The following is a 23,382-nucleotide window of genomic DNA, read 5'->3' as shown; positions in this document are numbered from 1 at the left end:
TTATTTTACTATAATGCCGCTTTTATCTCGTTTTGATTATTTCCAAAGCACCGGTTTCCGGATAAAGGATAGAGTTAGATGCGCAGTCATTATTGTGGAGACGTCAATAAGTCTCACGTTGGACAAGAAGTTACCTTGGTAGGTTGGGTTAATCGTAGCCGTGATTTGGGTGGCGTTGTCTTTTTAGATTTAAGAGACAGAGAAGGTCTGATCCAAGTGGTCTATGATCCAGACTTACCTGAGGTGTTCAATGTCGCCAGCACGCTGCGCGCCGAATTTTGCGTTCAGGTTAAAGGCCTAGTTCGCGCCCGTCCTGACAGCCAAGTCAATGGTCAAATGAAGACCGGTGAAATTGAAGTCTTAGGCCAAGCCTTGACTATCATCAACGCTGCCGATCCACTGCCATTGAGCATGGATAACTACCAGAACAACAGCGAAGAGCAACGTCTTAAGTATCGTTACTTAGATTTACGTCGCCCAGAAATGGCGCAGCGATTAATTTTCCGCGCTAAAGTGACCAGTTCTGTGCGTCGTTTCCTCGACTCAAACGGTTTCTTAGACATAGAAACACCGATCCTGACCAAGGCAACCCCAGAAGGTGCCCGCGATTATTTAGTACCAAGCCGTACTTATAAAGGTCAGTTCTTTGCCTTGCCACAATCGCCACAGCTGTTTAAACAGTTGCTGATGATGTCAGGCTTTGATCGTTACTATCAAATCGTAAAATGCTTCCGTGATGAAGATTTACGTGCCGACCGCCAGCCAGAATTCACCCAAATCGATATCGAAACGTCTTTCATGAGCTCTGAGCAAGTGATGGCGAAAACCGAAGAGATGATGCGCGGTCTGTTCCTTGAAATGCTGAACGTCGATCTGGGCGAGTTCCCACGCATGACCTACAACGAAGCGATGCGTCGTTTCGGTTCAGATAAGCCAGATTTACGTAACCCATTAGAGCTGGTGGACATTGCCGATTTACTCAAAGAAGTCGAATTTGCGGTATTCTCAGGCCCTGCTAACGATGAAGAAGGCCGTGTTGCTGCACTGCGTATTCCAGGCGGCGCTGCACTGTCTCGTAAGCAAATAGATGATTACACGAAGTTTGTTGGCATCTATGGTGCTAAAGGCTTAGCGTGGATGAAGATTAATGACCTAAGCCTTGGCTTAGAGGGCATTCAATCACCTGTGCTGAAATTTTTAAACGAAAGCATAGTCAATGAAATCGTCAGCCGCACTGGCGCGCAAACTGGCGATATTATCCTGTTTGGTGCTGACCAAGCGACTGTGGTTGCCGAATCCATGGGCGCACTGCGTCTTAAAGCGGGCGAAGATTTCGACTTATTACAAGGCGAATGGCGTCCACTGTGGGTGGTTGACTTCCCAATGTTTGAGAAAATCAACGGCAACTTCCACGCTGTTCACCATCCGTTCACCGCTCCGCGCGGCGTCACGGCGGCAGAACTTGAAGCTAACCCAGCTAATCGCGTTTCTGATGCCTACGATATGGTATTAAACGGCTGCGAATTAGGCGGTGGTTCAGTGCGTATCCACAACCAAGAAATGCAGTCTGCGGTATTCCGTATTCTGGGTATTACCGACGAAGAAGCTAAAGAGAAGTTCGGCTTCCTGTTAGAAGCGCTGCGTTACGGCACACCGCCACATGCAGGTTTAGCGTTTGGTTTAGACCGCATCATCATGCTGATGACGGGCGCAAGCTCAATCCGCGATGTGATGGCGTTCCCGAAAACAACTACTGCCGCTTGTCCGCTGACTAACGCACCAGGATTTGCAAATCCGCAGCAGTTAGCTGAACTTGGCATTGCCGTGGTTGAGAAAGCCGTTAAAACTGAAGACTGATCTTTCGTAACAGGGCTTTTGTAAATCGACCTTATTCAAGTCGACGTTGTGTAACTCGTTTTGTGAAAGGCGATTGGCATTAGTCGATTGGCGTTAATCGATTAGCATTAGTCCTTATCAGTTATTTTTATTCGTACCGAAAACCGAGGCGCAAGCCTCGGTCTGTTTTTAGTGAATCGTCATTTCTTTGCTTATCAATATCAGTTAGTTCAATCCTACATAGCCGTTATTCAATCCATTACACCTCGGCTCTTGATAAGCTATGCGATGACACCTCAGTTAAGGAGACTTCCCATGGCAGGTCACAGTAAATGGGCCAACATTAAGCACCGTAAAGCGGCTCAAGATGCTAAACGCGGTAAACTCTTTACTAAATTTATTCGCGAATTAACCGTCGCAGCCCGTGAAGGCGGCTCAGATCCCGATTCCAATCCACGATTACGTGTCGCCATTGATAAAGCCCTCGGCGGCAATATGACCCGCGATACGGTTGAGCGCGCGATTAAACGCGGCGCCGGTAAGTTGGAAGGTCAGCAACTCGAAACCATTCTCTATGAAGGTTATGGCCCTGGTGGCACCGCTGTGATGGTCGAAACCATGACGGACAATCGTAATCGGACTGTGAGCGGTGTGCGCAATGCGTTTAGTAAATCGGGCGGTAACTTAGGCACGGATGGGTCGGTTTCTTATCTGTTCACTAAGCGTGGGGTGTTATCCTATGCGCCGGGAACCGATGAAGATGCATTGATGGAAGCGGCGCTTGAAGCAGGTGCGGAAGATATTGTCAGCTATGATGATGGTGCTATAGATGTCTTCACCGATCCCGTTGATTTCTATATGGTGAAAGATGCGCTCGATAAAGCGAGTTTTGTGGCAGATAACGCTGAAATCGCTATGATAGCCTCGACGAAAGCTGAGCTTGATTTAGACACTGCCGAAAAATTTATGCGCCTTATCGATACCCTTGAAGATCATGACGATGTGCAAGAAGTGTATCATAATGCGGAAATCTCCGATGACGTGATGGCAAGCCTAGGTTAGATTGACTGTGAGCTGGATTTGGGCGTCAATCTAAACCAATTTCAGCTCGCACACGCTAACGTAGGGCACTCGCTAATCCAGGAACTGAGACGAACATTCAGATCCCATATAAGGCATTAAATGGCAATTATTTTAGGTGTTGACCCAGGTTCGCGGATCACAGGCTACGGCGTGATCCAATGTCAGGGGCGGCATCAGATTTACCTTGGCAGTGGCTGTATTCGTACTTCGTCTGAAGAGCTTCCTGGCAGGCTCAAGCAAATATTTGATGGGATCACTGAAATTATTCGTCAGTATCAACCGGATGAGTTTGCGATTGAACGGGTATTTATGGCAAAAAATGCCGATTCTGCGCTCAAGCTTGGCCAAGCACGCGGCGCGGCCATTGTCGCCGCCACGGTCGCCAATTTACCTGTGGCAGAATACAGTGCGACTCAAATTAAAAGCGCAGTCGTTGGCACGGGGCGAGCACAAAAAGCCCAAGTACAACACATGATCCAACAACTACTTAAATTACCCGCAGCCCCACAAGCTGACGCCGCAGATGCACTCGGTGTTGCTGTGTGTCATTATCACACCAGCCAGAGTTTAATCGCATTGAGTGGCCGGGCAACGGCAAGAACATACGGACGGTACAGATGATAGGTCGTTTACGGGGCGTGTTAGTTGAGAAACAAGCGCCAGAAATTTTGATCGATGTTAATGGTGTGGGTTACGAGTTGCAGATGCCGCTCACCAGCTTTTATGAGCTGCCTGAAGTTAACCATGAAACCATGGTCTACACCCACTTTGTGGTGCGTGAAGATGCACAGTTACTCTATGGTTTTATCACGAAACAGGAAAGAGCCTTATTTCGTTTATTGATCAAGACCAATGGCGTCGGTCCCAAGCTTGCACTGACCATTTTATCTGGCATGACAGCCGGAGAATTTGTGGGTTGTGTTGAGCGCGATGACATAGTGACCTTAGTGAAATTACCCGGTGTGGGTAAGAAGACCGCCGAGCGTTTACTGGTAGAAATGCGCGATAAGCTCAAGAGCTTGATGGAAGCCTCTGCAGGTTCAGAGCGTGAGTTTGTGCTGCAATCTAATTACTCTCCTGCGCCGACAGTCAATAGTGCCGAAGAAGATGCTATTTCAGCTTTGATTTCGCTGGGTTATAAACCACCGCAGGCGAGCAAATCGGTTTCTGCAGCCTACAAAGAGGGCATGGATTCAGAAACACTGATCAAAGCTGCCCTTAAGTCGATGCTTTAATTGAATGATGATAATTAAGATGAAAGCTGCGAGAAGGAATAATAATGATTGAGGCAGACAGACTCATCCAGCCGCAGATCCAAGCTCAAGATGAATCCATCGACAGGGCAATGCGCCCTAAAATGCTCGATGAATACACGGGCCAAGATGACACTCGGGCGCAACTTAAGGTGTTTATTCAAGCGGCAAAGAATCGTAATGAAGCCTTAGATCATATGTTGATCTACGGTCCGCCAGGACTGGGTAAAACCACCTTGGCTATGATTGTGGCGAACGAGATGGGAGTGAACATTAAGTCCACCTCGGGCCCCGTGCTTGAAAAAGCGGGCGATCTTGCAGCCCTCTTGACCAATCTTGAATCCGGTGATGTGTTATTCATCGATGAAATCCATCGATTAAGCCCTGTGGTAGAAGAGATTTTGTATCCGGCGATGGAAGATTATCAGCTGGATATCATGATAGGTGAAGGGCCTGCAGCGCGTTCTATTAAGCTTGATTTACCGCCGTTCACTCTAGTGGGCGCGACAACACGGGCAGGTGCGTTAACCTCACCACTGCGGGCGCGTTTTGGGATCCCGCTGCGGCTTGAGTTTTATAACATCAAAGATTTAAGCACCATAGTCACGCGTTCGGCGCAGGTAATGGAGCTGGATATTGATGCTGAAGGTGCCTTTGAAATCGCGCGCCGTTCACGCGGTACACCGAGAATAGCCAACCGATTGCTGCGCCGCGTACGGGATTACGCGCAGGTGAAGCATGACGGTGCCGTCACTAAGTTTGTGGCCGAACACGCTTTAGACTTGTTAGACGTGGATAGTGAAGGTTTCGATTATATGGATCGCAAATTGTTACTGGCTATTATCGATAAATTTATGGGTGGACCAGTAGGACTAGATAACTTAGCCGCAGCCATCGGCGAAGAGCGTGAAACCATTGAAGATGTGTTAGAACCTTTCTTGATCCAGCAAGGGTTTATCCAACGCACGCCCCGCGGCCGCATTGCAACCGCACGGGCATACCAGCATTTTGAGTTGATCAAACCTGAATAACCATCTGCTTGATAATACCGATAATGAAAGGCGACCTGAGTGGTCGCTTTTTTATGGGTGAAATTTAACTTTGGTTACAATAGGGGTGAGATTTTGGCAAATCGAATAGCGTTTGAAATGGCGTTAAATATAAGACTTTTTAAAACTTGATAGCTATGAGTTTCTCATCATTAAGTTGTATCAGTATTCCAGAACTCCCCGTCTTTTTAAGCTCAGTATTTAGACGATTACAATAGATTTTATACAGAAAACTGTATATTTATAGTTAATTGACGCGAACCTAAATTAATTAACAAATGTATCTATTTAGTTTGTTTATTGAGCAGAAATAGGAACTATCCACTATCAAAATTGATTTTTATTCTGAGATTAACTTAATTTAATAATTTGCCTTAGGTTACTAAATCCTCAACACAAATACTCACTACAGTTATCTTTTGCTAGGGTTTGGTATACGGAATAATTTGTATCAATATTGTTGAAATTTCGAGGGTGATTTTCTTTGTGTGCATAAATAGCACAACTGATACTGTTTGTATCTTCTGTTATGCACTGATTTAGCGAGGTTATCTCCATAATTATGGCTGCATATAAGTTACTAATGTTCATGACTATGCAATTTAAGTGGTGGTTAATCAGTACCTCATTCCAGTTTACAGCTCTCGCTTGAATAATTAAATGTGATTTTGATCACACTTTTTGATGCTGAACATGTTTCATAAAAGTAACTCGTTAACAGTGTTAATCACTTATTACTTGTCCTCATTAAGATTTAACTTCTAATAAAATATGATGCTTAAGTTTTATTGAAAATATGCGTCATAAATAAAAACAAAGTAACCTAAATTATTTAACATTGCTTTTTCGTTGGTTAATATTTTGAGTGTTGACGGAGTTAAAGTGAATCCTCAGTATCGAGTGCAACAGTAGTACATCAATAGTTGTACAAGCTGTAAGCATAAAAATAATAGTAAGATCTAGGGAGCATTCATACATGATCAAAAGAACCAAAGTCGCGTCAGCTATTAACTTAGCTATCGTTGCATCTATCACTTCTGGTGCATTTGTAACGTCAAGCACATTTGCTGCGGAAGAAAAAGCAAAAGTTGAACGTATTGAAGTCACGGGTTCACGCATTCAGCGCCAAGATATGGAAACAGCTTCACCTGTGACCGTTATTGATGCTGCTGCGATTAAAGCGGAAGGTTTTACTTCTGTTGACCAAATGCTACAAGTACAAACTTCAATGGCAGGTGCTGCCGTAGGTTCAACGACAAACAACGGTGCAGACGGTGTTGCACAGGTTGATTTACGTGGTATGGGTTCTCAACGCACCTTGGTACTACTGAACGGTCGCCGCATGGTGAACTCGGGTTCTGGTGCCAATAGTTCGGTTGATTTAAACTCGATTCCTGTTGCTATGATTGCCCGTGTTGAAATTCTGAAAGATGGCGCATCAGCCGTTTACGGTTCAGATGCGATTGCCGGTGTAGTAAACATTATCACTAAGAAAGACTTTGAAGGCTTCCAATTAGACTTCAACGGCAGTGGCACTGATAAAGGCGATGGTGAAAGCGGTGATGTCAGTGCATTGTACGGTTTCAACACCGATGGTGGTAATTACACTTTTGGTGCCGCTTATGCAGACCGTCGTGGCGTGATTCAGGGGGATCGAGATTGGTACGACCCACTCGATAATACGAGTTCAATTATTCCAACTGGTGCATTAAACCAGAAGGTAATTGATGCGAATGGTAATTGGGTTAACAGAGCCACTGGTTATGATTATTCGAATGACGTTTACTTCCAAACGCCAAGCGAGCGTCGCAGCCTATTTGCAAATATGACACAAGAGTTAGGTAATGATGTGGTATTGACGGCTGATGCTATCTATACCAATCGTCGCTCTAACCAACAGCTTGCGGCACAGCCTGCGCAAATCAAGTTAAATGTTTGCGGTGACCCAAGAGTGAAAGGTCCAACAGCTGGTTGCCTTAATCTTGACCAAGGCATGGTTGATGCAGGCATTAAAGCTGATGCCCGTGGACAAGTGCAATATAACAGACGCATGAATGATGTTGGACCTCGTATTTACAACCAAGATACCGATACTTGGCGTTTATCCGCAGGCTTAGCGGGTTCTTTGGACGTTCATACTGGTATGAACTGGAATGTGGATTACACATTTGGTAAGAACGAGGCTAAAACTGGCGTTGATAACTCTATTAACGCAACATTAATGGCCGCTTCTATTTATGCAGATCCATATGCGTGGTTTGAAGGTTCTCCACTGACTAATGAGATGAAGGACGTTTCTTATGACGAGAAATCAACTGGCGGCAATGAACAACAAACTTTGTCTGCAGGTTTGAATGGTGAACTTTTCGATTTAAGTGCAGGCGCAGTGGGTTTTGCAATCGGCGCTGAATACCGCCGTGAGAGTGGTTTTTTTAATCCTGATCCAGTAGTTGTCGCTGGTGATAGTACTGCTGCTCAGCAAGATCCAACAAGTGGTAACTATAACGTTATCTCTATCTTCCAAGAAGTGAGTGTGCCTTTCTCCGAGAAATTAACCGGTGAATTTGCACTGCGTTTAGATGATTACTCAACATTTGGTAAAGCTACAACGTGGAAAATTGGTTTGACTTATGTAGCATCTGATGAACTTATGTTGCGTACCGTTGCTGCTACAGGCTTCCGTGCGCCAAGTGTTGCTGAATTATATGGTGGTAATTCAGGTTCCTTTGATTATTTAACTAACCCTTGGTTACCTCTGAATGAACAAACAGGACAGATTCTAGTTAACCGCACATCAGATAAAGATCTAAAACCTGAAGAATCTGAATCATATACTGCTGGTTTAGTTTACTCACCAAACTATATCGATGGCATGTCTCTGACTTTAGACTACTGGCGTTTCAAAGTAACTGATGCTATTGCTCGTGCAGATGTTCAAGTCGGTTTAGATGCTTGTCATAAAGGTGATGCTGAAGCATGTAGCACATTCAATATTACTGCCGATGGTGATTTGTTTAATTTAACAAGCGCATTAACAAACGTTGGATCACAGGATACTAGTGGTATTGATTTCAACTTAGCTTATAGCTTTGCATTGTTTGGGTTAGACTGGAAAGTCAGCAATGACACCACATATCTCATCAATTATGAGCAAGATGGTGAAAACTATACTGGCACTATCGATGGGAACTTCGGTGCTTACTCTCGTGTTCGTAACAACTTCAGCATTTCTGCGGGTCAAGATGACTGGAGTGTAATGTACTTCAACCGCTATATCCGTTCTATGAATGATAATTACACTGACTATGATGTGAATGATGAACCATTTGCTGCGGTAAGAGGTGTTGATTCTATTCTGTATCACAATATTTCAGGGACTTATCACGTAAATGACAGCACCACAGTTAGCTTAGGTGTTAAGAACTTTACTGACGAGAAGCCTCTATACGTTACTAACGGTAGTGATGCAGGTACAGTTCCTGAAGTGTACGACACCATTGGCCGTACTATTTACGGTGGTGTAACGGTTAAGTTCTAAGCTAAGTTTGTACTCTTAGTGTTTAAAAAGCGCCTTAGGGCGCTTTTTTATTGCGAAATGGAACCAGACACAGATTTTTGAGTGGCTAAGCATCATTTTACTCTTCACTTTTGAATAGCCAATTTTCGTTTAATTTTCCCTAAATTTCGTATTTTGTTCACAGTTTTCAACATCACACTTCCTAACGAATGTAATAGGTCTAGAGTCATCTCGATTCGCATGGTAATATAAATGATATAGATTCTCGTTTGGGTTTTAAGGATGAGTAAAATACTCTTAGTTGATGATGATCCCTTGTTTAGTGTGTGGTTGGCCGATGCCTTGGGCACACAAGGGCATGAAGTTGCATGTGCGGAAAATGGTGTCGACGGTTTGGCATGCATTGAAAGTTTTGCTCCCGACATCATAGTACTTGATTTAGTCATGCCACAAATGAATGGTTTTGAGCTGTTAAAAGCGCGGGAATGCTCAACGCCGGTATTGATGATATCAGCACGGGATAATGAAGACGATCGCATCACAGGTTATGAATTGGGGGCCGATGATTTTTTGAGTAAACCATTTAGCATCAAAGAGCTATTTGTTCGCTTACGCGCCTTAGAGCGACGTCTTTGTGTCAGTCAACCTCACTCGCCGCAAATTGCAACTGTAGCAGCGAAAGTGATTAACTTTGATGATATGAGTTATAGGATAACTATTGGTACACGGTATGTCGATTTGACTCAAACCGAGTTTAAATTATTTAAATATCTGTTTGAAAGGAAAGGTCAAGTCATCACTAAGCAAGAGTTGCAACGCTCAGTATTACAAAAAGATCTGGGCCGATTTGACCGCAATCTTGATATGCACATTAGTAACACTCGCCGTAAATTAGCCAACATCAGCTTGCCGCGTAACTTAATCAATACAGTGCGCGGCCAAGGTTATAGTTTTATGGCTTAACACCATCGTTTACCACCTCGTTAACGGCTAAGTTTGACGGATGTTTGGCGTGAAACTTGGTCAATAAAAGGTCGACTGCAACTGCCTTGACTGATTTTACTGGCTTTCGTTTTCCCCTTGGGATGTTTTGGTTTATCCTATCGGCCATATAATAAAATGTGCCGCGTGCTATCAGTCGCGTGCCATTAACTGCCCTTAGCTTTAACAACCTATTAGGAATCATTATGCGGATCAGTGCCAACTTTGATGGCGGAAATATCCAAGTCGTCAATCTTGATAATAAAGACGATATTCAACTTGCTATTCGTCCCGATGCGGGCGGCGAGTTTTATCAATGGTTCAATTTTCGATTCGAAGGTGAGGTGGGTAACCATTACACCTTAAATATCATCAACGCGGGGACGGCTTCCTATACCAAGGGATGGGAAGACTATCAAGCAGTAGCCAGTTACGACCGTCAGCATTGGTTCCGTATTCCTACACAGTATAAAGACGGCAAACTAAGCATTAGCTTAGAGCTGGATTGCGATGCGATTCAAATCGCTTACTTTGCGCCATACAGCTATGAGCGTCACTTAGATTTACTCAGCAGCGCCCAGTTACACCCAGATGTCAATTTAGAGCATTTGGGCCTGACCTTAGATGGCCGCGATATTACCCTGATGAAAGTCGGGAATGGCGATCCTTCTAAACGCAATATTTGGATCACCGCCAGACAACATCCGGGCGAAACCATGGCTGAATGGTTAGTCGAAGGTCTAGTGAATCGTTTACTCGATAATGATTGTCCAACAGCGAAAGCGCTGCTCGACAAAGCCAATTTCTATATAGTGCCGAACATGAATCCCGATGGCAGTGTCAGAGGCCATCTGCGCACCAATGCGATTGGGATCAATCTTAACCGCGAGTGGCAAACGCCGAGTTTAGAAAAGAGTCCAGAGGTGTACCACGTCGTCAACAAGATGCAGCAAACTGGTGTCGACTTGTTCTATGATGTCCATGGTGATGAAGGTTTACCTTATGTGTTTCTCGCAGGTTGTGAGGGCGTGCCTGCCTACAATGATAAGCTGGCGCAGCTGCAAGCGGACTTCAGTCAAGCATTAACCTTAGCCAGTGCCGATTTCCAAACTCAGTTTGGCTATGACAAAGACGAGCCTGGCCAAGCGAATCTAACGGTTGCGTCTAATTGGGTCGCTCAGACCTTCGAGTGTTTATCCAATACCCTCGAAATGCCTTTTAAAGACAATAACAATCTGGCCGATCCTTTTGTGGGTTGGTCGCCAGAGCGCAGTATTTATTTAGGTGAAGCATCGCTTATCGCCATGCTCGCCGTTGTTGATAAATTACGTTAGGGCGAGGCTGATATGGCATTAATTGAATGTCCAGTGTGTCGCAAGCGGATGTCGAGTAAGGCGCCTTCATGTCCCCATTGTCAAGCGAGCACCAATGGTGACAATGAGTCTTTATCGCGCATTAGTCATATTCAAAAGTCCAGCAGCTTAATGAATCAGAGTTTTGTTGCTATGACCTTGTTTATTGCTGGTGTGGTGATTTGGTTTTGGGGTGGTGAACCTGCCGAAGGTATGCGGGCGAATATAGCTGGAATATGCTTTGTGTTTGGTTTTGTGGGTTATCTCATCACACGAGTCAGAATCGTGTTACATAAGCGGAAAAGTGTATGACAGATATTAATCAAGTGATCGATCAAATGCCCATTGAAGTCTATCAAAGGCTTCGTACTGCAGCAGAGCTGGGTAAGTGGGAAGATGGCACTGTGTTAAGTGAAGCGCAGCGTGAATCGACCCTGCAGGTCGTGATGTTGTATCAAGCTCGCAAGCTTGAGCAAACTGAGCATTTCACTATTGCGCCTGACGGTAAAATCAATGAATTGTCTAAAGCCGAGCTGAAAAAGCAATTCCGCGGTGAGCCGATTGCTGAGTTTAAAGTGCAGGATTTATAAATTACTCACTGACTTCAAGGTGGTTTGAGTTTGCTAAGATGTTAGGCGTGGATCTAGGACTAGCTGTTTATGTGACGTTAATATTGATTTAGTATCAAATAACTTCAATGCAAATAGCCTCTGTAAATAGCTCTCTGTAAAAGCACCTAGACAAGTACTCATTTGACGTCGTTTAATCTGAGTTAACATAAAAAAGCCCATTAAATATGGGCTTTTTTGTTGCTAGTGATTGAGAACTACGAACAGATTAACAGACACTATCTTTAATCTATGCTCAATTCACCGACCAAGTTTTGTAACATGGCTGCTTTTATCTCGGCTGGCTGCAAATTTTTAGATAGTAAATAATGCAGTTTAGCTAAGGCTGCTTCTATGGTCATATCGGCGCCACTGATCACGCCCGCTTTAGCGAGTGCATTGCCTGTGGCGTAGCCGCCCATATTCACCTTACCTTGGAAACACTGGGTAAGATTCACCAGCACTATGCCACGTTCATCCGCTTGCCTTAAGGTTTTGAGTAAGGCAGCATCCTGCGGCGCGTTACCCACACCAAATGTCAGTAGTATGAGGGCTTTAACCGGCTGCTGCAGAATGTTCTCAAAAATCTGGGTCGAGATACCTGGATACAAAGTCACCACACCGACAGGCTGCGGGCTAATATGCGCCACTTCCAATGGGGTATCGTTGGCAACGGTGATTTTGCCAGCGCGCAGATTGATTTTGATCCCAGCTTCAAGCAGTAGCGGGAAGTTAGGCGAAGCAAAAGCATCGAAACCGTCGGCATGGGCCTTCGTCGAGCGATTACCTCGAAAGAGTTTGTTGTTGAAGAATAAACACACTTCTGCGACCGGATAATTCGCCGCAATATAGAGTGAATTTAATAAATTAGTTTGTCCGTCTGAGCGCAGCTGGGCGAGGGGAATTTGTGAGCCCGTTACTATCACAGGTTTTGACAAGCCTTGCAGCATAAACGACAGCGCCGAAGCCGTATACGCCATGGTATCTGTGCCATGGAGGATCACAAAGCCATCGTATTTATCGTAATTAGCTTGTATGTCATCAGCGATCATCTGCCAATCAGTCGGCGCCATATTGGAAGAGTCGATAAGTGGGCAATATTCGTGGATCACGAATGTCGGCATTTCTTCATGGTAAAACTCGGGCATAGATTGCACGCACTGAGTCAGGAATCCCGCCACGGGGACGAAGCCGTTATCGGTTTTTTGCATACCTATGGTGCCGCCTGTATAGGCAACATAAATGGAGCGTTTAGTCATTCTTGTCGTTTTCTTAGCTTCAAGTGGCCGAATTATACGATTTAACTGACATAAACCCAATAAAAAAGCCCGGAGATCCGGGCTTTGTCTTTGTCATCATCTTGAAGTTGCGAGCTGCAACCTAGACGCTGGCAGATTTAGTTCATCATGTTGCAAGTATCGCAGTAGATGTAGACGTTATTTGGATCATCAAAAGAGGTTAACGTTTTCAAGCTGCTGGTCCATTGCGCTAGCATTTGCTCTAACATCGATGATTGGCTCAGTGAGGCGGGCAGGTAGCTCGAGACTGAGGCAAACATCTGTTGCATAAAGCGTTGCTCTGGTGTCAGTTCTTGTTCGATAACGCGGGTATCAAATAGTGTCATATCAGCGAGTTTAGCGGCTTTAGCTATCGCCTCATCTAAATCACCCAGTTCATCGACTAAGCCAAGCTCAAGGGCTTTTTTACCACTCCAAACACGGCCTTGGGCAATCTTATCGACTTGTTCTATGGTCATTTTACGTTCTTTAGCGACCAGCGAGATAAAGTCTAAATAGCCACGTTCAATATGACGTTGGATAATCGCTTCAACTTGCGGTGACAGCGTGCGCGTCACAGACAATCCCGCCCATTCCGATGTTGATACGCCATCAGTATGCACGCCTATACTGGCCAGAGAATCTTCGAAGGTGGTGATCATGCCGAAGATCCCAATTGAGCCCGTGAGCGTGGTTGGCGTTGCGAAGATGTAGTCGGCACTGGCCGAAATCCAGTAACCGCCCGATGCGGCCAAACTGCCCATGCTGACGACAACAGGTTTGCCAGCCGCTTTAAGTGCCAGTAATTCTTGACGAATTTGCTCCGAGGCAAAGGCGCTACCGCCAGGGCTATCGACGCGCAGCACTAAGGCTTTAACGTGTTTATCGAAACGGGCCTTACGTAGCAGCTCGGCAGTGCTTTCGCCGCCAATTTGGCCCGCAGGTTGAGTGCCGTTCAGAATCGTGCCACTTGCGACAATAATGCCGACACTGTCTTGTTCAACAAAGCTTGGCAATGGCGTCACTAAGGTTAAATAATCGTAAAAACTCACTTGCTTGAAACTGTCACCGCTGCTGGCTTTGCCAACGGTTTCTAGCATGGTTTGACGAAAATCTTCCGTCGTGGCTAAGTTATCAACCCATTTCATGTTGATGGCCATTGCCGCAGAGTCACCATTAGCTTTATCGAGCTCGGCCAAATAAGTGCTTGCATCGGGCACTAGCGAGTTAGGCTCAATATTGCGATTACCAGCGACTATCTGGGTATAGCTTTGCCATACATCGGTTAAAAGTGCGCTACTGGCTTCGCGAGCAGCATCGGACATATCGTCACGCATGTAGGGTTCAACCGCAGATTTAAAGGTTCCCACGCGGAAAATATGCGCTTTCACTTTGAGTTTATCTAAGGCCGATTTGAAGTACTGGTTGTACATACTCAGGCCATCAAGCGAGACACCACCTTGGGGATTGAGGTAAATAGTGTCGGCAAAACTGGCGAGGAAATATTGATTTTGCTCGTAGTAGTTGCCTATGGCGACCACTCTTTTACCGCTTTCTTTAAAGCGATTGAGCGAATCACCGATAGATTGCAGCTTACTGATCCCGGCACGTTTCAAATCGGCTAGATCAAGTACTAGGGTACTTATCCTTTGATCTTGCGCGGCATTATCAATCACATATAGCACATCGGCGAGCAGGATTTCCCCATCGGCATTGCCATTATTGCCTTGCTTGAATGCGGCTTCTAAGGGATCGACCTGTTGCTTCTGATCGACAATCGAACCAGCCAGATTAAGCACCAGTGCTGAATTATCTTCAACTTGAATATCTTCGCTGCTGCCAATGGAGATGATAATGGCGGCTAAGATGCCAAAAAAGATCAGATTGAGTATCAGTTTACGCGTCCCGTTGAGGGTGTGCCAAATAAACAAACATATTCTCTTGAAAAACGATGGGTTAGCGGACATTTGCCACTCCTTTATAAGTCCAATCTGCCCATGCTAACTGAAAATGGCGCTACAGGCTAAACACAATTGTAAAGGATTTTGACTAATGGCCTCGATCCAACGGTTGAGCTTAGATTTGACTCAAGGTATGCTGATTTAAATCACTTGTTTTAAAAGGATGTTTGAATGTCGTTTCCCCATTTATTAGAACCCTTAGATCTGGGATTCACCCAGCTCAAAAACCGCGTGCTTATGGGCTCAATGCACACAGGTTTGGAAGAAGAAAAGGGCGGATTTGAGAAACTGGCAGCGTTCTACAAAGAACGCGCTCTGGGCGGCGTGGGTTTGATTGTAACGGGCGGTATTTCCCCCAATCTTCGCGGTCGCCTTACGCCCCATGCCTGTCAGCTGAGTTTTCCTTGGCAAGTCGGTAAGCATCGCGTGGTCACGCAGGCTGTACATGAGGCCGGCGGTAAGATCTGCATGCAAATTTTGCATGCGGGCCGCTACGGTTATCATCCTTTTTCCCAAGCACCGAGCAAAATTAAATCACCCATTACACCTTTTACGCCGTCTGCTATGTCTAGTCGCCAAGTGCGCTCGACCATTAAGGATTACGCCAGCTCAGCCGCTCTTGCCAAGAAAGCCGGTTACGATGGCGTTGAGGTGATGGGATCTGAAGGCTATTTGATCAATCAGTTTGTCAGTGCGCGCACCAACACCCGCACCGATGAATGGGGTGGTGCGTTTGAAAAGCGGGCGCAATTCCCGATTGAGATTGTTAACGCGATACGGGCAAAAGTCGGTAAAGACTTCATCATTATCTTCCGTTTATCTATGCTCGATCTAGTGGATAACGGCTCGACTTGGGATGAAGTGGTGCAGCTCGCCCAGTGGTTAGAGCAAGCTGGCGTGTCTATTTTAAATACTGGTATTGGTTGGCATGAAGCGCGCGTACCGACCATTGCGACGAGTGTGCCCCGCGGCGCCTTTGCGTGGGTAACTGAAAAGCTCAAACAATCTGTCTCTGTACCTTTAATTGCGACTAACCGCATTAATACCCCTGAAATCGGCGAGCAGATTATTGCTTCTGGTCAAGCTGACATGGTGTCGATGGCAAGGCCTTTTCTCGCCGATCCTGAGTTTGTCAATAAAGCTGCGGCGAACACACCAGAGCTGATTAACACTTGTATTGGCTGTAACCAAGCATGTCTTGATCATACTTTTTCCCTCAAGCGCGCAACCTGTTTAGTGAATCCTCGTGCCTGTTATGAGACTGAAATCAACTTCTTACCCACAGCCAATAAAAAGCGTATTGCGGTGATGGGCGCAGGTCCTGCGGGCATGGCATTTTCTGTTTATGCCGCCATGCGAGGCCATGATGTTGTCTTGTTTGAAGCGAAATCCGAGGTGGGTGGACAGTTTAATCTCGCCCGTAAAATCCCAGGAAAGGAAGAGTTTAACGAGACTATCCGTTACTTCATCAATCAAATTAAGCTGCATAAGGTGGAGCTGAGATTAAACACTCGCCTCGATGCCAGCGTATTAGCGACCGAAAAATTTGATGAAGTAGTGATAGCGTCAGGTGTTGTGCCGCGTGATTTAGTCTTACCCGGCTTTGATGACCCACGGGTGGTCGATTATCAAAAAGTGCTCTCGGGTGAAGTGACTGTCGGTAATACAGTAGCCTTGATTGGTGCTGGCGGTATCGGATTTGATATGGCGCATTACTTATGTGAGCGCCAATCTAGCACCTTGGACCCAGATAAATGGCTGCAACAGTGGGGCATAGATAAAACTTACCAGCATGCGGGCGGCCTAACAGAACCTCAATCCGACAATACCGATCATCGTAAGGTCTATTTACTGCAACGTAAAACGTCGAAGATGGGCAAGGGCTTAGGTAAAACCACCGGCTGGATCCACCGTCTTGTGCTTAAGCAACATGATGTGAAGATGAAAACGGGCGTGAGTTACGATAAGTTTGATGATGCGGGACTGCATATTCGCGTGGGCGAAACCGCTGAAGTGCTGGCCGTTGATAATGTTGTGCTTTGCGCTGGACAAGAATCGAATCGCACCTTAGTGGATGAGATGAAAGCGACGGGCTTGCCTGTGCATCTGATTGGCGGCGTGGATGTCGCGGCAGAGCTTGATGCTAAGCGTGCAATCCGCCAAGGCGCTGAGCTGGCTATGCGCTTATAGAAACTCGATAAGTCTTCTGCAATAAGCTTTAGGCGTTATGCGTTAAGTTTTAGATCCTGAAAGCCTGAACCTGAGTTCAGGCTTTTTGGTTTTCCGCGGGAATGCATTGAAAATAGAGAGAAGGAAGAAGAGTGGGGTTTAATGCGTTTGGTCGCTAATTGGCGCGGATTAATTAAGGCAGTATTGAAAGGGACTTTGTGTTTAACAGCTAATGCTTGTTTTAACGCCGCTTACTGAAAAAGTGAAAGTTGTTTATTCAGAGTGGATCATTTAAAGCAGCTTATAGAGAAGTCTAATCTTGGCGCTGTTAGTCTTCAAACACTTCTTGTTTTAACGTGCGCGTGTTGCTTGCTTCATGCTGTGTTTGCTTTGTCTTAGCCAAACTGGGTTTGCTCTGACGAGGTTGACACGCATAGGTGACGACAGTTGCCCCTTCAGGTGATAGATCCAGCTCTAAATCTTCGATTGGTACACTGCAGCAGGGCAAACATTCATCATGTTTGAGTTCGGCTAAGGGTTCGTTTAAGTAGCTGACTTTTCCGCTGATGACCCGTGTTTTGCAGGCACCGCAGAAACCGTTGCGGCATTCTGAGAAGATTTTGACGTTTTTTGCCTCGAGCGCTTGCAACAAGGTGCCTTGTTGCTCGGTAAAGAGCAACACAGGTTGACCTTGAAGGCGCACGATTGGCGCCTTCGCAAACAGGTTTTGTGGCCGTTTTTTCGATGTCACTGTTGTAATGCCATTTTTAACGTCACTTGTGAGCGTCTTAGAGATCGAAGTCGAGGAATTCATCGCCATCAACCGCTGAGTCGATTTGACCGACAAGGTATGAAGACACTTCCACTTCCTGAGGCGCGACTTGCACTGCATCGCTTTCTAACCAGTTTTTCATCCAAGGTAATGGATTGGTTATTTCAGGATAAGGTTGTGGCAGATTCACCGACTTCATCCGTTGGTTAGTAATAAATTCAACGTATTGGCAGAGGATCTGTTCATTCAAACCTATCATAGAGCCGTCTTTGAACAGGTATTTTGCCCATTCTTTTTCTTGCTCTGCGGCCTTGAAGAATAAATCGAAAGCTTCCTGTTGGCATTCTGCGGCAATTTCACCCATTTCTGGATCGTCTTTACCGCCTTGCATGATGCTTAAAATATGCTGAGTGCTGTTTAAGTGCAGTGCTTCATCACGGGCAATAAGGCGAATGATTTTCGCGTTACCTTCCATTAGCTTACGTTCAGCAAAGGCAAATGAGCAGGCAAAGCTAACATAGAAACGAATCGCTTCTAGGGCGTTGACTGACATCATGCACAGGTACAAGGCTTTTTTCAGGGTGCGAGTGTTGACTATGACTTCTTTGCCATCGATAACATGGGTACCCGCGCCGAGTAAATGGAACACTTGAGTCAGTTGGATCAAGTGATCGTAGTAAGCGGCGATATCTGTCGCACGGCTTAATATTTCTTTGTTCACGACGATATCGTCGAAGATCACTGAAGGATCGTTAACGATATTGCGAATGATATGGGTGTATGAGCGCGAGTGAATCGTCTCAGAGAAAGACCAAGTCTCAATCCAAGTCTCTAGTTCAGGCAGCGACACCAGTGGCAAAAAGGCCACATTGGGTGAGCGACCTTGAATCGAGTCGAGTAAGGTTTGGTATTTCAGGTTAGAAATAAAGATGTGTTTTTCATGATCGGGCAATGCACCGTAGTCAATCTTATCGCGACTGACGTCTACTTCTTCCGGTCGCCAAAAGAAAGATAACTGCTTTTCTATCAGTTTTTCGAACACTTCATATTTTTGTTGATCGTAACGAGCCACGTTGACCGATTGACCTAAAAACATAGGTTCACGGGTGGCATCGTTGGGTGTTTGACAGAAGGTAGAGTAGGCCATGGTGCTATTTTCCAATGGATAGGGATCCACTCAATCGGGATCCCTATACTTTTTATTTGTAAGAGCCGCGTTAACGTTAAAGACTAGATTTTACACGCGCCGCCGGCGCAACCATCGTCTTCTTTCTCTAAATTGGTGATGTCATCGTGTGAATCCGACGCACCATCGCGAGTGTTATGGTAGTAAAGCGTTTTCACACCTAACTTGTAAGCATTGAGCAAATCTTTCAGCAGGGTTTGCATCGGTACTTTACGGCCTTCAAAACGTGAAGGATCATAGTTAGTGTTGGCTGAAATCGCTTGGTCAACGAACTTCTGCATAATACCCACTAGCTGTAAGTAACCGTCATTGCTTGGCATTTTCCATAGCAATTCATAGCTATCTTTCAGCGTATCGAAATCAGGTACAACTTGCTTCAACTGACCGTCTTTGCTCGATTTCACGCTGATAAGACCACGTGGTGGCTCGATACCATTGGTCGCATTAGAGATTTGCGACGAGGTTTCTGATGGCATTAATGCCGACAGCGTCGAGTTACGCAGGCCATATTGCTTGATATCGCTACGCAGTGATTCCCAGTCTAAGTGCAATGGTTCAGCACAAATTTTATCTAGGTCACGTTTGTAGGTATCGATTGGCAAAATACCTTGAGAGTAAGTGGTCTCGTGGAATAACGGACACGCACCTTGCTCTTTGGCCAAGTTCATCGAGGCTTTCAGTAAATAGAACTGAATTGCTTCGAAGGTTCTGTGGGTCAGCTCGTTCGCGCTGCCATCGGAATACTTCATGCCATTTTTTGCTAAGTAGTTAGCGAAGTTAATCACGCCTATGCCTAAGGTACGGCGATTCATCGAGGCAATTTGCGCGGCCTTGATGGGGTAATCTTGATAATCCAACAGGTTATCCAGTGCGCGTACGGCGAGGTCGGCTAATGGCTCAATATCAGATAATTCTTTGATAGAACCTAAGTTAAGTGCTGACAGCGTACAAAGCGCGATTTCACCTTCTGGATCATCGATGTTGTTCAATGGTTTAGTCGGCAGAGCGATTTCAAGACACAGGTTAGACTGTCTGATCGGCGCGACTTTTGAATCGAACGGGCTGTGAGTGTTGCAGTGATCCACATTCTGAATGTAGATACGGCCAGTTGAGGCGCGCTCTTGCATCATCAGTGAAAACAGCTCAACTGCCTTTATGGTTTTCTTACGAATGCTGCTGTCTTGCTCATATTGCACATATAAACGTTCGAATTCGTTTTGATCTTCAAAGAACGCATCGTACAAACCAGGTACATCTGATGGGCTAAACAGGCTGATATTTTCGCCCTTGATCAGACGTTGATACATGACTTTGTTCAACTGCACACCGTAGTCTAAGTGACGGATACGGTTATCTTCAACGCCGCGGTTATTTTTCAATACCAGCAGAGATTCGACTTCTAAGTGCCAAATCGGGTAGAAGAGGGTCGCAGCACCACCACGCACGCCGCCTTGAGAACAAGACTTAACTGCGGTTTGGAAATACTTATAGAAAGGTAAACAACCGGTGTGGAAGGCTTCACCACCACGGATTGGGCTACCTAAGGCGCGAATACGACCGGCGTTAATACCGATACCCGCACGTTGACTGACGTATTTCACTATCGACGAAGCTGTCGCGTTGATTGAATCTAAGCTGTCACCACATTCGATCAGTACGCAAGAGCTGAACTGACGTGTTGGCGTGCGCACACCGGCCATGATTGGCGTTGGTAGCGAAATCTTAAAGGTCGATACCGCGTCATAGAAATCTTTAACGTATTTCAGGCGCGTTTCTTTTGGATAGCGGGCAAACAAACAGGCCGCGACCAAAATGTAGAGGAACTGGGCGCTCTCATAGATTTCGTGCGTCACACGGTTTTGAACTAAATATTTGCCTTCAAGCTGTTTTACCGCAGCGTAAGAAAAGTCCATATCGCGCCAATGGTCGATATAGGTATCCATCACGTCGAGTTCTTCGTGGCTGTAATCCTGCAGAATGTGCATGTCATACTTGCCAAGCTCAACTAACTTAGTCACGTGGGTATACAGTGCTGGCGGCTCGAACTGACCGAAGGCCTTCTTACGCAAATGAAACACCGCTAAACGGGCGGCGAGGAACTGATAGTCCGGTGATTCTGGAGAAATTAAATCCGCAGCCGCTTTGATAATGGTTTCATGGATAGCTTCGGTTGGGATGCCATCGAAAAACTGTAGGTGCGAGCGCAGTTCAACTTCAGAAACAGAAACGTTTTTTAATCCCTTGGCTGCCCAAGTAATTACGCGGTGTATTTTTTCGAGATCGATATTTTCACGATCGCCACAGCGTTTTGTGACTGTCATAGTGCTATTCATTTGGAGATAGGCCTTGGTTCTTATATCTATTTAGGTGAGCAAGTTCACCGTACGTATCCTTGTAAAACAATCAATAACCGTCCCTTAAATACTGCTGACTGGTTGAAAACGAGTCAATTAAGCGGCGAGCTTTTAGTGTGTCTGATTGCTACCTATACACAAGATATGGTGTTTTAAATTATCTGGGATACAAGATAGTGAGGTTTGCCCCTATTTGCAAGTCTGAATTCAGGGGACATCTTGTGGATAAGTTGAGGATAAGCTTTCGCGTTAGTAACGACTAACCTTGAAGCTCAATTTCAGGTTAGTGTGTCGCACTCATGGGGGATTTTTAGGCGATCTTTTCTTTAGATCGCGATCGCGCACAAGTGCCGATCTTTTATCCGCCGACCTTTCGCCGCCTGATTTTATTCGCAGGTAAAAATCGGGCAAACACACTTATGTGCGTCTGCATAGTCACTTTAGTAAAAGGTGTATCTTCGAGTGCAAAAGTGAAGTTTGTTAACCATTTTATGGGCGAGTTTTCAGGCGAATGCGTCGGCTAATGCCTGATGTAACTCAGTAGGGCTGGCAAAGTGCGCGTAGGCAGGCCACTGCGATGGCTTGTCGTTGACCCCCAGATAACCCCATAGGGCAACGCCACCTAACATGCCCGCTGCCTTGGCTGCGAGCAAATCTCGCTCAGCATCCCCAAGATACAAAATGTGCTCTGGAGCGCAGTTCAGTTGCTGAGCCCCTAATAACATAGGTGCTGTGTGGGGTTTTGGGTGTTTGGTCGAATCACCACTGATAATCACTGGCATACGCAAGTGTAAATTCAGTTTTCGCAATAAGGGACGGGTAAAGCGCGCTGGCTTATTGGTGATCACCCCAAACGGCAGCTGCATTAACTCGAGCCAGTCGAGTAATGCTGCAATACCAGTGAATAGTGCACAGTGATCGCCATTAATGCGCTGATAGTGGGCGAGCAGCCCTTGTTGAACTTGAGTGCGAAGATCATTCGCTGCATTGGGTATCGCCGCATCGACTAAGGCAAAACTGCCGTGGGATGCGGCGTAGCGCATGGCCGCTAACGGCTGCGCGGCGATGCCGACGTCTTGAAGACTTAAATTAAGGGCCTGCACCAGATCCGGCGCGGTATCGGCTAAGGTGCCGTCGAGATCGAACAGTACGCCTTTGATCTGTGCCAGACTCATATTAATCAACCTTACGCGTCGCTATCATGTAATTGACATCAACTTTAGGCGTGTATTTAAAAATGCCCGTCAGCGGGTTGTAGCTGATGCCTAATGCATCGGTACAGATCAGATCGGTATTGTCCACAAGTTCAATCAATTCCGAAGGCTTAATGAATTTTTTATGCTCATGGGTACCAACTGGCAGCATCTTCAGTAAATATTCTGCGCCCAGAATCGTGTGCACATAGGATTTAATGTTGCGGTTAATGGTGGAGAAAAACACAAAGCCACCGGGTTTAACCATGTCACAGCAAGCCTTGATCACAGATTGTGGATCGGGCACATGCTCCAGCATTTCCATACAGGTCACCACATCGTAATAGGCTTGATGATCTTGGCTGTGGGTCTCGGCGGTATTTTTTACATAATTAATGCTTACGCCGGTTTCGAGGGCATGTAGGCGGGCGACTTCTAAGGGCTCATCACCCATGTCAAGACCATCAACCTCGGCACCGATACGGGCCATGCTTTCAGATAAAATCCCGCCACCGCAACCAACGTCGAGCACTTTCTTACCGAAAATGCCGCCAGCAGTTTGATCGATATAATTTAAGCGCAGCGGGTTTAATAGATGCAGCGGCTTAAATTCACCGTTGAGATCCCACCACGTTTCGGCCATACGTTCAAACTTTGCGATTTCCTGTGGGTCCACATTGGTATTCTGATGCATGCTATTACCTGAAGTAGCTGTATTGTGCGGCTATTATAACGACTATGTTTGATAAACAAAGTGTTCGACTGAGCTAAGCCCTTGTGGTTGAGTGAAT

General features: G+C 45.8%; 18 protein-coding genes. 11 read left to right on the top strand and 7 right to left on the bottom strand.

All coding sequences use genetic code 11. From position 1 onward, the window contains the following. The first annotated feature begins 78 nt into the window (after window positions 1–78). The 10 genes from aspS to Q4Q49_RS01125 all read left to right on the top strand — a co-directional run bounded on the left by aspS (window position 79) and on the right by Q4Q49_RS01125 (window position 11,661). Entirely contained in the window at window positions 79–1,857 is a 1,779-nt protein-coding gene (gene aspS, locus Q4Q49_RS01170) for an aspartate--tRNA ligase (protein WP_311998413.1), read from the top strand. A 294-nt stretch (window positions 1,858–2,151) separates the two neighbouring features. Beyond that, window positions 2,152–2,898: a YebC/PmpR family DNA-binding transcriptional regulator gene (locus tag Q4Q49_RS01165; protein ID WP_311998412.1), complete on the top strand. Its 747-nt coding sequence runs from the start codon at window positions 2,152–2,154 to the stop codon at window positions 2,896–2,898. A gap of 120 nt (window positions 2,899–3,018) precedes the next feature. Next, window positions 3,019–3,540 (top strand): crossover junction endodeoxyribonuclease RuvC, encoded by a 522-nt coding sequence (gene ruvC, locus Q4Q49_RS01160; RefSeq protein ID WP_006081743.1) that lies wholly within the window; start codon window positions 3,019–3,021, stop codon window positions 3,538–3,540. Further along, the gene (gene ruvA, locus Q4Q49_RS01155) at window positions 3,537–4,154 is read left to right on the top strand and encodes a Holliday junction branch migration protein RuvA (RefSeq protein ID WP_006081742.1); all 618 of its coding nucleotides are present in this window, start codon (window positions 3,537–3,539) and stop codon (window positions 4,152–4,154) included. Before ruvC ends, ruvA begins: the two co-directional genes overlap by 4 nt. Before the next feature lie 44 nt (window positions 4,155–4,198). Next, entirely contained in the window at window positions 4,199–5,203 is a 1,005-nt protein-coding gene (ruvB, locus tag Q4Q49_RS01150; protein WP_006081741.1) for a Holliday junction branch migration DNA helicase RuvB, read from the top strand. 994 nt (window positions 5,204–6,197) lie between these two features. After that, window positions 6,198–8,759 carry a TonB-dependent receptor gene (locus Q4Q49_RS01145; protein WP_311998411.1) on the top strand — a complete coding sequence of 854 codons (2,562 nt, stop codon included), beginning with the start codon at window positions 6,198–6,200 and terminating at the stop codon, window positions 8,757–8,759. Between the two features lie 261 nt (window positions 8,760–9,020). After that, window positions 9,021–9,701 carry a response regulator transcription factor gene (locus Q4Q49_RS01140; protein ID WP_311890866.1) on the top strand — a complete coding sequence of 227 codons (681 nt, stop codon included), beginning with the start codon at window positions 9,021–9,023 and terminating at the stop codon, window positions 9,699–9,701. Between the two features lie 224 nt (window positions 9,702–9,925). Then, the gene (locus tag Q4Q49_RS01135; RefSeq protein ID WP_006086776.1) at window positions 9,926–11,053 is read left to right on the top strand and encodes a M14-type cytosolic carboxypeptidase; all 1,128 of its coding nucleotides are present in this window, start codon (window positions 9,926–9,928) and stop codon (window positions 11,051–11,053) included. Window positions 11,054–11,065: 12 nt separating this feature from the next. Further along, entirely contained in the window at window positions 11,066–11,383 is a 318-nt protein-coding gene (locus Q4Q49_RS01130; protein ID WP_006081737.1) for a hypothetical protein, read from the top strand. Beyond that, window positions 11,380–11,661, top strand: a complete 282-nt coding sequence (locus Q4Q49_RS01125) for a DUF1315 family protein (RefSeq protein WP_311890867.1) — start codon at window positions 11,380–11,382, stop codon at window positions 11,659–11,661. Before Q4Q49_RS01130 ends, Q4Q49_RS01125 begins: the two co-directional genes overlap by 4 nt. Window positions 11,662–11,924: 263 nt before the next feature. Here the strand turns inward: Q4Q49_RS01125 and ansA are convergent, their stop codons facing one another. Both ansA and sppA read right to left on the bottom strand, forming a co-directional pair. Next, window positions 11,925–12,938, bottom strand: a complete 1,014-nt coding sequence (gene ansA, locus Q4Q49_RS01120; protein WP_006086774.1) for an asparaginase — start codon at window positions 12,936–12,938, stop codon at window positions 11,925–11,927. A gap of 137 nt (window positions 12,939–13,075) precedes the next feature. Beyond that, window positions 13,076–14,923 carry a signal peptide peptidase SppA gene (sppA, locus tag Q4Q49_RS01115; protein ID WP_311998410.1) on the bottom strand — a complete coding sequence of 616 codons (1,848 nt, stop codon included), beginning with the start codon at window positions 14,921–14,923 and terminating at the stop codon, window positions 13,076–13,078. 165 nt (window positions 14,924–15,088) lie between these two features. Between sppA and Q4Q49_RS01110 the strand changes: the two genes are divergently transcribed. Further along, the gene (locus tag Q4Q49_RS01110; RefSeq protein WP_311998409.1) at window positions 15,089–17,107 is read left to right on the top strand and encodes an NADPH-dependent 2,4-dienoyl-CoA reductase; all 2,019 of its coding nucleotides are present in this window, start codon (window positions 15,089–15,091) and stop codon (window positions 17,105–17,107) included. Between the two features lie 307 nt (window positions 17,108–17,414). On the opposite strand, the gene yfaE is transcribed toward Q4Q49_RS01110, so the two are convergent. The 5 genes from yfaE to ubiG form a co-directional block, all read right to left on the bottom strand. After that, window positions 17,415–17,837 (bottom strand): class I ribonucleotide reductase maintenance protein YfaE, encoded by a 423-nt coding sequence (yfaE, locus tag Q4Q49_RS01105; protein ID WP_311899306.1) that lies wholly within the window; start codon window positions 17,835–17,837, stop codon window positions 17,415–17,417. A gap of 37 nt (window positions 17,838–17,874) precedes the next feature. After that, window positions 17,875–19,005: a class Ia ribonucleoside-diphosphate reductase subunit beta gene (gene nrdB / locus Q4Q49_RS01100; protein WP_006081731.1), complete on the bottom strand. Its 1,131-nt coding sequence runs from the start codon at window positions 19,003–19,005 to the stop codon at window positions 17,875–17,877. A gap of 83 nt (window positions 19,006–19,088) precedes the next feature. Further along, window positions 19,089–21,377 carry a class 1a ribonucleoside-diphosphate reductase subunit alpha gene (gene nrdA, locus Q4Q49_RS01095; protein ID WP_311998408.1) on the bottom strand — a complete coding sequence of 763 codons (2,289 nt, stop codon included), beginning with the start codon at window positions 21,375–21,377 and terminating at the stop codon, window positions 19,089–19,091. Between the two features lie 524 nt (window positions 21,378–21,901). Further along, window positions 21,902–22,573 carry an HAD-IA family hydrolase gene (locus tag Q4Q49_RS01090; RefSeq protein ID WP_311998407.1) on the bottom strand — a complete coding sequence of 224 codons (672 nt, stop codon included), beginning with the start codon at window positions 22,571–22,573 and terminating at the stop codon, window positions 21,902–21,904. A gap of 1 nt (window position 22,574) precedes the next feature. Further along, window positions 22,575–23,285, bottom strand: coding sequence for a bifunctional 2-polyprenyl-6-hydroxyphenol methylase/3-demethylubiquinol 3-O-methyltransferase UbiG (gene ubiG / locus Q4Q49_RS01085; protein ID WP_006086768.1), 711 nt, complete (start codon window positions 23,283–23,285; stop codon window positions 22,575–22,577). Window positions 23,286–23,382: the final 97 nt, after the last annotated feature.

It is taken from the genome of Shewanella sp. SP1S1-7 (assembly GCF_031932105.1).
In the GTDB taxonomy this organism is placed as follows: domain Bacteria; phylum Pseudomonadota; class Gammaproteobacteria; order Enterobacterales; family Shewanellaceae; genus Shewanella; species Shewanella baltica.
This window is presented reverse-complemented; position numbering and strand designations above follow the sequence as displayed.

What these genes read in the sequence shown, in the direction of transcription:
- aspS (WP_311998413.1), top strand. Translation starts at nt 79, where the DNA reads ATGCGCAGTCATTATTGTGGAGACGTCAATAAGTCTCACGTTGGACAA.
- Q4Q49_RS01165 (WP_311998412.1), top strand. Translation starts at nt 2,152, where the DNA reads ATGGCAGGTCACAGTAAATGGGCCAACATTAAGCACCGTAAAGCGGCT.
- ruvC (WP_006081743.1), top strand. Translation starts at nt 3,019, where the DNA reads ATGGCAATTATTTTAGGTGTTGACCCAGGTTCGCGGATCACAGGCTAC.
- ruvA (WP_006081742.1), top strand. Translation starts at nt 3,537, where the DNA reads ATGATAGGTCGTTTACGGGGCGTGTTAGTTGAGAAACAAGCGCCAGAA.
- ruvB (WP_006081741.1), top strand. Translation starts at nt 4,199, where the DNA reads ATGATTGAGGCAGACAGACTCATCCAGCCGCAGATCCAAGCTCAAGAT.
- Q4Q49_RS01145 (WP_311998411.1), top strand. Translation starts at nt 6,198, where the DNA reads ATGATCAAAAGAACCAAAGTCGCGTCAGCTATTAACTTAGCTATCGTT.
- Q4Q49_RS01140 (WP_311890866.1), top strand. Translation starts at nt 9,021, where the DNA reads ATGAGTAAAATACTCTTAGTTGATGATGATCCCTTGTTTAGTGTGTGG.
- Q4Q49_RS01135 (WP_006086776.1), top strand. Translation starts at nt 9,926, where the DNA reads ATGCGGATCAGTGCCAACTTTGATGGCGGAAATATCCAAGTCGTCAAT.
- Q4Q49_RS01130 (WP_006081737.1), top strand. Translation starts at nt 11,066, where the DNA reads ATGGCATTAATTGAATGTCCAGTGTGTCGCAAGCGGATGTCGAGTAAG.
- Q4Q49_RS01125 (WP_311890867.1), top strand. Translation starts at nt 11,380, where the DNA reads ATGACAGATATTAATCAAGTGATCGATCAAATGCCCATTGAAGTCTAT.
- ansA (WP_006086774.1), bottom strand. Translation starts at nt 12,938, where the DNA reads ATGACTAAACGCTCCATTTATGTTGCCTATACAGGCGGCACCATAGGT.
- sppA (WP_311998410.1), bottom strand. Translation starts at nt 14,923, where the DNA reads ATGTCCGCTAACCCATCGTTTTTCAAGAGAATATGTTTGTTTATTTGG.
- Q4Q49_RS01110 (WP_311998409.1), top strand. Translation starts at nt 15,089, where the DNA reads ATGTCGTTTCCCCATTTATTAGAACCCTTAGATCTGGGATTCACCCAG.
- nrdB (WP_006081731.1), bottom strand. Translation starts at nt 19,005, where the DNA reads ATGGCCTACTCTACCTTCTGTCAAACACCCAACGATGCCACCCGTGAA.
- nrdA (WP_311998408.1), bottom strand. Translation starts at nt 21,377, where the DNA reads ATGAATAGCACTATGACAGTCACAAAACGCTGTGGCGATCGTGAAAAT.
- Q4Q49_RS01090 (WP_311998407.1), bottom strand. Translation starts at nt 22,573, where the DNA reads ATGAGTCTGGCACAGATCAAAGGCGTACTGTTCGATCTCGACGGCACC.
- ubiG (WP_006086768.1), bottom strand. Translation starts at nt 23,285, where the DNA reads ATGCATCAGAATACCAATGTGGACCCACAGGAAATCGCAAAGTTTGAA.